General features: G+C 41.0%; 11 protein-coding genes. 7 read left to right on the forward strand and 4 right to left on the reverse strand.

Annotated features, from left to right (window positions below; translation table 11 throughout):
- The first annotated feature begins 4 nt into the window (after nucleotides 1–4).
- Nucleotides 5–1,741 carry a DUF3466 family protein gene (locus tag AB4583_RS18640; protein WP_372074869.1) on the forward strand — a complete coding sequence of 579 codons (1,737 nt, stop codon included), beginning with the start codon at nucleotides 5–7 and terminating at the stop codon, nucleotides 1,739–1,741.
- A gap of 161 nt (nucleotides 1,742–1,902) precedes the next feature.
- Nucleotides 1,903–2,076 (forward strand): ribosome modulation factor, encoded by a 174-nt coding sequence (rmf, locus tag AB4583_RS18645; RefSeq protein ID WP_010440780.1) that lies wholly within the window; start codon nucleotides 1,903–1,905, stop codon nucleotides 2,074–2,076.
- Between the two features lie 252 nt (nucleotides 2,077–2,328).
- Here rmf and fabA read toward each other — a convergent pair whose 3' ends face one another.
- Nucleotides 2,329–2,844 (reverse strand): bifunctional 3-hydroxydecanoyl-ACP dehydratase/trans-2-decenoyl-ACP isomerase, encoded by a 516-nt coding sequence (gene fabA / locus AB4583_RS18650; protein ID WP_017059675.1) that lies wholly within the window; start codon nucleotides 2,842–2,844, stop codon nucleotides 2,329–2,331.
- Nucleotides 2,845–2,914: 70 nt separating this feature from the next.
- On the reverse strand, nucleotides 2,915–4,567 hold the full coding sequence (locus AB4583_RS18655; RefSeq protein WP_371724606.1) for an AAA family ATPase: 1,653 nt from the start codon (nucleotides 4,565–4,567) through the stop codon (nucleotides 2,915–2,917).
- A gap of 189 nt (nucleotides 4,568–4,756) precedes the next feature.
- Between AB4583_RS18655 and matP the strand changes: the two genes are divergently transcribed.
- From matP to AB4583_RS18675, 4 genes are all read left to right on the forward strand, one after another.
- Entirely contained in the window at nucleotides 4,757–5,212 is a 456-nt protein-coding gene (gene matP / locus AB4583_RS18660; RefSeq protein WP_017068911.1) for a macrodomain Ter protein MatP, read from the forward strand.
- A 23-nt stretch (nucleotides 5,213–5,235) separates the two neighbouring features.
- Nucleotides 5,236–5,544: a DUF3634 family protein gene (locus AB4583_RS18665; RefSeq protein WP_372118719.1), complete on the forward strand. Its 309-nt coding sequence runs from the start codon at nucleotides 5,236–5,238 to the stop codon at nucleotides 5,542–5,544.
- A 105-nt stretch (nucleotides 5,545–5,649) separates the two neighbouring features.
- On the forward strand, nucleotides 5,650–5,961 hold the full coding sequence (locus AB4583_RS18670) for a hypothetical protein (protein ID WP_017059671.1): 312 nt from the start codon (nucleotides 5,650–5,652) through the stop codon (nucleotides 5,959–5,961).
- Between the two features lie 144 nt (nucleotides 5,962–6,105).
- Nucleotides 6,106–7,326 (forward strand): hypothetical protein, encoded by a 1,221-nt coding sequence (locus tag AB4583_RS18675; protein WP_065585053.1) that lies wholly within the window; start codon nucleotides 6,106–6,108, stop codon nucleotides 7,324–7,326.
- 100 nt (nucleotides 7,327–7,426) lie between these two features.
- On the opposite strand, the gene AB4583_RS18680 is transcribed toward AB4583_RS18675, so the two are convergent.
- Both AB4583_RS18680 and AB4583_RS18685 read right to left on the reverse strand, forming a co-directional pair.
- The gene (locus AB4583_RS18680) at nucleotides 7,427–8,029 is read right to left on the reverse strand and encodes a DUF2971 domain-containing protein (protein ID WP_017059669.1); all 603 of its coding nucleotides are present in this window, start codon (nucleotides 8,027–8,029) and stop codon (nucleotides 7,427–7,429) included.
- A gap of 338 nt (nucleotides 8,030–8,367) precedes the next feature.
- The gene (locus tag AB4583_RS18685) at nucleotides 8,368–8,970 is read right to left on the reverse strand and encodes a porin family protein (protein WP_017059668.1); all 603 of its coding nucleotides are present in this window, start codon (nucleotides 8,968–8,970) and stop codon (nucleotides 8,368–8,370) included.
- An 843-nt stretch (nucleotides 8,971–9,813) separates the two neighbouring features.
- Between AB4583_RS18685 and AB4583_RS18690 the strand changes: the two genes are divergently transcribed.
- Nucleotides 9,814–10,164: regulator (locus AB4583_RS18690; RefSeq protein ID WP_372118725.1), on the forward strand; the 351-nt coding region annotated here is incomplete at its 3' end.

Raw genomic sequence — 10,164 nt, forward strand, 5'->3', positions numbered from 1 at the left:
AATAATGACTTGTACTAAATTTAAATTAACAACAGTTGCAGCGCTAGTTTTGGCTGCAACTAATGCCAATGCTGCGCTTTACAAGGTCGTTGAAGTCACTCCTTCAATTACAGGTGCCTCTGAAATCTATGGTGTGGCGATTCAACCTGGTGTTGCGACAGACGGAACGAATGAGCTTGCGTTAGGTTGCTTCGATTCAGCTGCAACCAACTGTACCGATAGTGCATTTAAACTTGCTGGTGAGACTCGCGATACGCTTGAAGCGGTAAGTTATCGTGAAGAAGTACCATTCGCAATGGATGCACCATTTCAGTACATTCAAGAGCGTGATGATTTTGAAAACTACTGCTATCGAGAGCTAAGATATTCTACATGTGAAAGCTGGGCTCAAAATCGTTGGAATGATACTTGGAATAAGGAAAGAAACGACCTTACTCATGTCAATGCGAAAGCCTTTGTTGAAGGTGGCGAAACCTTTGATAGCCGCAATACGGTAATTAACTCGCTTTATATAAACGATGCCGATGAAGTTGAGCCTTTGGGGGTTAAATCTGAAGGTGGTATTCGTAATAACGCGATGTTCACAACTACACCAAATGGGCCAACAGGCACTTCGGAAACTCGTGCATGGCACGCTATCAAAGCAAGTAACGACAAAGTTTACAATGTAGGTAGTGTATCTACGGAAGGAGCTAAAACGGATACGTCAGATACAACGTTTAGTTCAAAGGCGGCTATTTGGGATGGCACAATAACGAAAGAGATCGACTGGATTAGATCTGGTAACGCTCAACAGGGCGATTATTTTGCCCAAGGCAGCATGCGTTCAATTGTTGAATCGGACTCTCTTTTTTATGGTGTAGGCTATAATACTGCTGATGGAAACGGCGATCTACAAGATATGAATGCAAGTGTCTTTGTGAGTACTTCACTCGATCTCGCTACGGCAACGTGGACAACTACACAAATTAGCGGTGCAGAGGTTAAGTCTGGTTCATCTAACGATGATGCTAGATACAGTAACTCAGTAGCAACCGATATTAACGACAACTTGTTTGCAGTTGGATATTCAAAACGTAACGGTTATGTTCCCGAAAATGGTAGTGCCGGTAATAAGCCTTTTATTGTAACGGATGCTAAAAACCCAACAGCAACGTATTTGTCTGGCGGTATCTTCTTCAGTGGCTCAAGCGGTGAAGCTAAAGCGGTAAATAATTACAATGAACTTGTTGGCCAGATCGATGCGGAAACGACGCGTGAAGTCGATGGCAGCGAAAGAAGACACAGAGGCTTTATTTACCCTTACGATCTCCCGTCTTCAACTGATGAACGCCGTGTTGATATTTTTGGTGGTAAAGCATGGTGGTTAGATGACTTAACAAATGATGGTGATGCGTCTAGTCACAATAACCAATTTAGAATCATTGATGCGACGGATATCAATGATGCTGGCGTGATTTCAGCAACGGCTATCAAATGTACAGTCGACGGTAATGATAAGCCTTATGACACAACATCACACAACTCATACTGTGGTGGTGCCTCATCTAACGCAGTCGAAAAGGTTGTAGCTGTTAAGCTTATCCCAATCAAGGGAGCAAGGTATGACACTGGCTCTGACATTGATAGCGTAGTAACTCGTAGCACCGACACCGAGAAAGTTGAGCGCCAAGGTGGTAGCCTAGGTTGGTTAACTTTGACTGTGCTTGGTCTATTAGGGTTCCGCAGAAAATTTAAATAATTTTATCTCTTGAGCCCGAGTTCACAATTCTGAACTCGGGCTTTTTTTCACCTTGAGAAAAGTGAAAAATTGATCGATTCTTAAAGTTGGAGTCACAAAAACTCCGCAAAGTTGTAATCATTGTATGTTAGTAAATGGAACACCCGTATGAGGACTGCACTATGAAGAGACAAAAGCGTGATCGACTAGAACGAGCACAATCTCAAGGTTACAAAGCTGGTTTAAATGGACGGTCGCAAGAAGCTTGCCCATATAGCCAAATGGATTCTCGGTCTTATTGGTTAGGTGGTTGGCGAGACGCCAAAGATGATAGAAATGCAGGTCTCTATAAATAGATAGGGCGCAACGAATTCAAGGTCAGGGCTCCATTGTCTGTTGATTACAACGGCTGGAGCCTTGTTAGTTTCAGAACAACACAAAGACTCCCAGAGCTATGTAGCATTCTAGTTTCGCTATCATAAGCGTATCGCTGGTGGATTTATCCTGTTTCAAGCTTAATACGGGATACTTTAATGCACTATAACTAAATTTATTGGAACGAAAATAAAGCAGCCATGGGCTGCTTTACTAAAAATCTAACTATTAGATTAGAATGCTGACGTATCTTGGAAAAGGCCAACTTTCAAATCTTTAGCAACGTAGATCTCTTTACCATCAACAAGTACGCGACCATCCGCAAGGCCCATAACTAGACGACGGTTAACAACACGCTTCATGTGGATCTCGTAAGTTACTTTTTTCGCAGTAGGTAGGATTTGACCTGTGAATTTCACTTCGCCAACACCTAGAGCACGACCTTTACCTTCGCCGCCAACCCAACCAAGGTAGAAACCAACCAGCTGCCACATTGCGTCAAGGCCTAGACAACCCGGCATTACAGGGTCACCTGGGAAGTGACAATCGAAGAACCATAGGTCAGGAGTAATATCCAGCTCAGCAAGAACTAAACCTTTACCGTAATCACCTTCAGTTTCAGACATCTTAGTGATGCGATCCATCATTAGCATGTTCGGTGCTGGTAGTTGAGGGCCTTGTGGCCATAGTTCGCCTTGGCTTGATGCTAGAAGCTCTTCGCGAGTGTAAGAATCACGTTTGTTTTGCATTATCAATTACTCCGATTTTTGATAGGTGCATATTAGTGAACAGGTGTACGCTAAACAAGTCCGATCAGTACTAGACAAACCAGTTTTTAATGCGTCCAACGATTCCAATAGGGTGCTCATGTCTTTCAAAGTTTTCAATACGTTCCGCGATTTTACTCAGAACGCTTTCTTGTTCATCGTCTCTAAATGGTTTGTTCATAATGAGAGGAATTGCTTCGTCTACATTAGACACAGACCAAATATGGAATTCTTCATTCTTAATGCTTTCAATAAGGTCAGGCTTTAGTGCAAGATGCCTTAAGTTCGATCTTGGAAGGATCACACCTTGTTCGCCTGTTAAGCCGTTGTGCTTACACACATGGTAGAAGCCTTCGATTTTCTCGTTTAGCCCGCCAACAGCTTGCACACGTCCAAATTGGTCAACTGCACCTGTAACCGCAATTTGTTGATTGATAGGGTATTCAGACAAAGCACTCACCAGAGAACAAAGCTCAGCAAGAGAAGCACTATCGCCGTCTACTTCGCAATACGATTGCTCAAACACAACAGAAGCAGCGTATGGCAACGGATCTTCAAGGTTTAGTGCGCTGCTCACAAATGCTTGCATGATCATCATACCTTTAGCATGAAGATTACCACCCAACTCGGCTTTGCGCTCAACGTCGGCAATATCCCCATCACCAAAGTGAATAACGCAGGAAATTCGTGCAGGTTCACCATACGATATTGGGTGTCCCGGTACATCGATGACCGTCAATCCATTAACTTGACCAACTTGTTCACCTTCAGTTTCGATAATGACTTGGCCATCACGAATATCATCAAGGGCGCGTTCTGGTAGATAAGATTCACGGTTGTATTTGTGCTGTTGAGCTTGCTGGATATGGTGAATATCAATCTCACCATTGTCGGCTTCAATCAGAGCTTCGTTCAATAACGCGTTGTGCCAAATAGGGCACAGTGGGATATAGCTTTGATCTTCGGTTTCTCTTGCTCCGGCAGTAAGAATGCCAGTCAACGCTTGTTGCGTGATGTTTGGTAATTCATAGCGTTGTTGAAGCCACTTAAGGTAACCAAGATATTGAGTCAGAGTGTCTTCTGAGAGCTTAATGTCCTGTTCAATTTCGCTGAATAGGCAAAAACCGGTTTGAATATCGCTGTCTAGGTAATCAAGGTCACCTAGTTGAGCTCTGTCTCCAACCACAATCAACTTAATGTTGTAAGTCAAAGGCAAAGTCGGGGATTGGTTCAAGTGCTCTGGATTACTGCTGATAGGCTCTACAGCTTCACCAAGCAGTGCTGATTTAAGCAGTAACCAGCTTCCTGGGTTGGCCAAGATCAAGTTTGCTGAAACGATCAGATAGCCGTTGTTTGCTCTAGCCAGTAGGCCGGGCTTTGTCGCTACAACCTTACCGTCTTTTGACTGAACTTGGTCAAACAGAGAGACAGCATTTAAAGACTCAGTTTTTATAACCGGTAGAGTGTGATCATCTAAAGCAGTGACTAGAGATTCAACAATCATTTGACGATAGATCGAATTGTCTGGAGCGTTTACAAGTAAAACACGCGAAAGGTTAGACAAACGGACAAAGCGGGTTAACGCATCTTTGAATCTATGTTGAATATCTGAAAACGGGAAAGGCGAGATGTCAGGGAATTGCTCTAATTGAGCGCTATATTCGTCGTACTGAGGCGTAACATGTCGCCAATCTACTTGAGTCATTTAAGTTTCTGATTATGATAATGAGGTAGGGAGTATATAGAAAAACCGATCTCGCTTGTAGCTCTATGTTGTAGTTACTAATCACTAAGCTAATATAAGTATGATCTTGGTCTATTCTTTCAAGACAATAATTGTTAAATAGCCTATTTTGGGTTACGCTGTCACTAGGATTAACTTTCGAGATTAGACATGAAATATCAGCAACTTGAAAACTTGGAATGTGGTTGGAAATGGAACTATCTGGTCAAAAAATGGAAAGAAGGCGAGTCGATCACCTGCCACATAGATTCAAGTGAATCTGACGTTGCTGTTAAAGCCTTATTGAAGCTTGAACACCAACCTACAGGTGTCCTTGAGTGGATATCTAACAACATGTCTCCTGAGCTCGATAACAAGCTTAAACAAGCGATCAGAGCTAAGCGAAAACGCCACTTCAATGCTGAACAAGTTCATACAAAGAAGAAATCAATCGACCTTGATTACCGTGTATGGGAAAAGCTATCTCAACGTGCGAACGAGCTAGGTTGTACGCTCTCAGATGCCATCGAGTATTTGGTTAGCGAAGCGTCTCGTAGTGAACAGGCCAGCAAGACGGTGACTAGCCTCAAAGAAGACTTAAGCAAGCTCCTTTCTGACGATAAATAACCATCAACAGTAGTGGTGACATTATGATGTACGTAATCTTAATCGGTGCGGTATTAGTTTTTTGGTTAGTAGCAGTCGATCGACCGGTATTGAAAATTAAATTTAGCGACGGGGCGATCGAACAAGTTAAAGGGCATCTTCCACCGAGCTTTAAGCACAACCTTCAAGAGATTGGTCATAACAATACCTTTAAAGGCGAGCTAAAAGTGTATGCAAAACGTTCTGGTTACAATCTCAAATTCACTAAAGATGTTCCTAAAAACGTACAGCAACGTATTCGTAACGTGTTACCGCATAATGGTTTTAAGTCTAAAGGCTCAAAGAAAGCGTAATCGTTGAGAGTTACGCGTTAGCTGGTCAATCCTCATACTAAGTTAATCCTTCATTTCTCTTAAATCTCCGCATACTGTTCTCACCCTCAACAAAGAGAGAGCAGTATGAGATATCTAGTATTACTATTATGTTTTTTATCCCCAGTCGCTTTTCCCGACGATGCATTGGTTAATCCTGTAGCTAAAAAGATAAAAGTCACCGTCATGAAAGGGCTCAACAAGAGTAATGTTGATTTCGAGGGTTATTGCGATCTGATGATTGAGATGAAGCACTCTAAAGGTTATGCAAGAATCAAAAAGGTGAGAACGTCTGGAGATAGTAAAGTTTGCAAGCAGGCGAAAAAACACCTACCGACGAAGAAAAGGTTCAAATACAGCTTTCCAGAAAAGTATATCCGGCTACATATCACACACTAGCCACTCTCAACGCACTATAACTAAATATCCTTAATTTTATTGAAACAATTTCGTGAACCAATCTCTAATTTCTATTAATATTAGTTTTGTTATAAAGGCAGGATATGCCGATACAAGAGCATTTACGGCAAAGGAAAGTCACGGTTGTTGTTAGCAAATAAAAGTTATACCCCTGAAGTAGTTGAGATCTCAAGGAAGGTCTCAATCAATGTTGAAGCTCGCTTTAATCGATGGTTAATCTCACCTGAATATAAGCTCGCACAATCTACAGTAGACACGTTACTAAGTTTGGAAAATAGGTATTGTGATAGTGTCATATTTGATGAATCTGACCGCATATCTCACAATCAACGTATTTTATTGCGCTGCGAGCAAGATAGAGTCAATGCTCATCGTGAAAAAGTCGACGCGAAGCAACAAACCTTACGATACGTTATCGATGATGTCAGCAATGCCGCTTCTGCGCTAATGCTTGAGAAGCTTCAAGGTACCTTAATAAGTTCGTTGTTTTCAGACTTACCCGATTACAATCAGTTCGCTAGTGTTGCGTATTCGCCATCTTTAAACTTTTCCAAACTCCATGAAATATCCGCGAAAAGTAGGCCATTGAGCTCAAGTTTAATCGAGTTTGTTTCCAATCAAGAGTTTGCAGATAAATATGGAAAGAAATCTAAGGTAATTCTCGATCCAAAAGTTGCAGCACGACAAATAGGAATAGAAAATTGTCGTTTATTGTTCCCATTGTTAATGAGTCAACAGCTGATTAAGTGGAATGATGGCAACATTAAACACATCACACCTAAGGTTTGGCAACACTTGGTCGTGACGTCAAATGCGACTCGAATTCGACTTCAAGAAACGTCGGTTAAAGATCCTAACGTAGGCATTTTACTTGGTGTGTTGAGAGTTCTGCCTTTGTTTTTAATTTGTAACCACTTTTCTTCAACGTTTGAAGACGCATTGGTAAAAACGATGCTTGGTTATCGTGAAGCAAGTGACAAGCATGACGAATATTATGCTTGTACTGAGGTGATGCCAAACACACAGTTTCTTGAATCAATGGTCGAGCAGCTAGAGCTTAAGCTACTAAAAAACCTCGTTGAATTTATAGATTGGAGCCCTGGAAATCAGTTCATCAAGAGGGCACTTCTAGAGGAAGTGAATGACATTCCAGTACTTGAGCGAACGGTTTATGGTGCAGCTTTGGCTCAAGGTAGAAAATATTCTGTTTTCGAGGCGTTAGATAATAGTGAACTATTTAACGTTAAGCACCGACCTTATTGGTTTTCAACTGTTCAAATGTCTATCGCGACGATTGAGCAGATGCAAGATAAAGTACTGGGAAAGCTTACGGTGAACATGTAATAAAAAGAGAGAGTCTCATTAATGTCGCTCTCTTTTTTGTTGCGCTGTAACTTTATGTGAATGTCTTGTTTTGGCGCTAAACAGTAGGATTACACTCTACTTAACTGACCACTTCGAAGGTAAACGACTCTTGCTTTGCTATTGCGTGTTTAACAGGGATACCAAGGCGCTGGCAAGTCATCAGAACTTTCAATTTCCTGTCGGCAGGAGCGTGCTCTGACAGAATCACCGAGCTTAGGCACTCTCTATTAAGGTAGAGTTTATTTCCGATCATCTCGTCATCAGGTAATACCCAGCGGTATTCCTTTTCATAACGCCAATTAGAATGCTTAATTTTGAATATCTCAGCTCCCAGTCTTGATGTTTGTAAACCTCTTAGCGATGCCGGGCGGAACATATTCGGTTCGTCTTCATACTGGACTTCAAAACAGTTGAGATTGGCCTCGCCGTTATAGCAGTTGAGATCATACTCGATACACATGCCTTTAAAGTTGTCACCATACTGCGACCATAGTATTGGGTGGTCGTTCGACTGAGAGAAACACATGATCTTAAAGTTTTGTTGAAGCTCTTTGTTGAATGCGTGGTTAGATTCAAAAGGGTTATTAAAAGTTTTAGCGTAATCAAACCACAACGAACACTCGGAAATAGATTGTATGTTTCTGTCGTGGAGCGATCTGAACTTATAAAGTTTAGGCAACATATCAAACACCTAGTTTACAAAATTGCCTGATGTTAACACTTTAATTTATTTTTAAGGATTGAATGCATAGCATTTGATTGCTTAATCACCAAATTTATTCGTATAACTGTTTGATAGATCAAAATTTAAACACGAAATAGTAGCCTGTTAAAGTGGTTTATTTTGCGTTAGGGCAAAGCTTTCAAGTTGTAACTTTTTACAGAAGATACAACGTAACTTTATTTATGGTTGAATTGTCTTGTCAAAGTAGAGGTCGAGTAGGGAAATAGGTGATCAAAATTAAAGCCGAGCTTTAAAAGGACGGCTTTAGTAGTATTGAGCCTACGAGTGAATCAAGTTTAGAAGTGGTACCTTGCACCTAGGTAAGCGGTTTGAGGTGACACATCGATGGATTCAATTTCAACGTTTGCATAGCGGTAACCAATATGGATATCGATGTTGTCTGTTACCATCGCACCAAGCTCAGCACCAACTTGGTAGGCTGCTTCAGACTTAGAGTCTGATACTCCAAAAGCTTTCGCTTCCATATCCATAGAGCCAACACCGGCTAATAAAGATACATACAGATCTAATACGTCACCTTCAACAATAAACTTTGGTTTAATGTTTACGAAGAAAGCATGGCCTTCAATATCCATTAAGTCGTTATAGCTAACTTTTCCGATTTTTCGGTACTCGGCTTCTAGCCCCAGTTTGACGACATCATGTGTATTGAATTCGTAGCCTCCAACCAAGTTATAGCTAAAGTCTGATAGATCAGATGAATCTTCAATGGCGCTGCCACGATATTCTAATTCAGTTTCATTATAAAAGCCGATATCAACACCAGCATAAAAATGACCATGCTCTCTAGGTGAGTTTTCGTTTTCACTAGCAAGCGCCTGCGAGCTGATGCCAAAAAAAGCGGTGAATAGCGATAGGGCGATTGTACTGATTTTCATGTAAAGCCTTCTAAGATAATAAGTTATTCTGTTCCAGAATATGTTAACAAACAAAAGATACTCTAACTAATTGAGAACTAGCCTAAAGATCTGATTTTAAAGACTTGTTGGTAATAGAAGTGTCATCATCGCAGTTATGAGACAAGTTAATATAGTCCAGACAGAGGTTAATAGAATTTATGTTGCACTGTAACTTACGATTAGCCAAGTCGTTTATAGAAGTTCGTTTTGGATGGCAACGCAGTTTGGTAACAATGACCGTTGGGCATCAGAAAATTCAAAGTTAGTGGTTTGAAAAACGAGTACGGATGTTACTGATGACGTTGATAGTTGATTCAATTTGGTGAAGAACAAGCCAACATAGGTAAACAAGACTAGATGATTCGGGAGTTCGCTTGGTCTTTTGGGACCGTTAAATCTAGCGAACAAGAGTAACCAAGTCTTTTCAGTTTATTGGTAGTACGGACAATAGACCGAGAGTTAGTGGAAGCGTTAATCATCTAGGTTCTTTTGGTAAGCAAAATCAGGGTAATAGCTTTTAACACTCAACCAGCAGAGACTCTGGACTAACTTTGGAGAGGCATCCGTAATTAGAAGTTTTAATTAAGTTTGAGCAGACATGTGATAAAGCCATCACGATTTAATCCAATTAACGCGGAGTCAAAGCCAGCCAGTAATTAAATAGATAGATTCATGCGGCGCTGTACGTAAAATTACGCGAGTAACAGGCCCTGAAACCTCTCAGATTTCAATCTCCTTTTTGGTGCGTATTATGTCTGATTATGTTTAATGGTGCATATCTTATAAAATCAGTGCAACCTCTTGTATTTAGAGGTTTTATCGTTGAAGTATCGCGAAATGAGTAAGAATTACATTTTTCGTAAATTGGAGTGCCAATTAACTAAAGAAGAGACAGCTATCTTATGTTTTAAAAGTGTGAGAACGGTCACGCGATGGGATGAAGGCCAAGCTATTCCACCTGAATGTAAACGGCTAATGAGAATGACGAAAGGAAGAGAATTAGGAGCTAGTGAGGACTGGAGACAATTTAAAATACATTATGATAAATTAGAATTGCCCACCGGACAGTTGGTTTCAGCTCAACAGGTGCTCGTTGGACTGGCTTTATTAGAGATTCAGTCCGAACTTGAAATCCACACATCGACACACCTTTTGTATCCGCCCCATGAACCC

Source organism: Vibrio sp. 10N.222.49.C12, assembly GCF_041475025.1.
GTDB classification, from domain to species: Bacteria; Pseudomonadota; Gammaproteobacteria; order Enterobacterales; family Vibrionaceae; genus Vibrio; species Vibrio crassostreae_C.

Bases quoted from the DNA above. Each gene is read 5' to 3' on its own strand.
- AB4583_RS18640 (WP_372074869.1), top strand. From the start codon at position 5: ATGACTTGTACTAAATTTAAATTAACAACAGTTGCAGCGCTAGTTTTG.
- rmf (WP_010440780.1), top strand. From the start codon at position 1,903: ATGAAGAGACAAAAGCGTGATCGACTAGAACGAGCACAATCTCAAGGT.
- fabA (WP_017059675.1), bottom strand. From the start codon at position 2,844: ATGCAAAACAAACGTGATTCTTACACTCGCGAAGAGCTTCTAGCATCA.
- AB4583_RS18655 (WP_371724606.1), bottom strand. From the start codon at position 4,567: ATGACTCAAGTAGATTGGCGACATGTTACGCCTCAGTACGACGAATAT.
- matP (WP_017068911.1), top strand. From the start codon at position 4,757: ATGAAATATCAGCAACTTGAAAACTTGGAATGTGGTTGGAAATGGAAC.
- AB4583_RS18665 (WP_372118719.1), top strand. From the start codon at position 5,236: ATGATGTACGTAATCTTAATCGGTGCGGTATTAGTTTTTTGGTTAGTA.
- AB4583_RS18670 (WP_017059671.1), top strand. From the start codon at position 5,650: ATGAGATATCTAGTATTACTATTATGTTTTTTATCCCCAGTCGCTTTT.
- AB4583_RS18680 (WP_017059669.1), bottom strand. From the start codon at position 8,029: ATGTTGCCTAAACTTTATAAGTTCAGATCGCTCCACGACAGAAACATA.
- AB4583_RS18685 (WP_017059668.1), bottom strand. From the start codon at position 8,970: ATGAAAATCAGTACAATCGCCCTATCGCTATTCACCGCTTTTTTTGGC.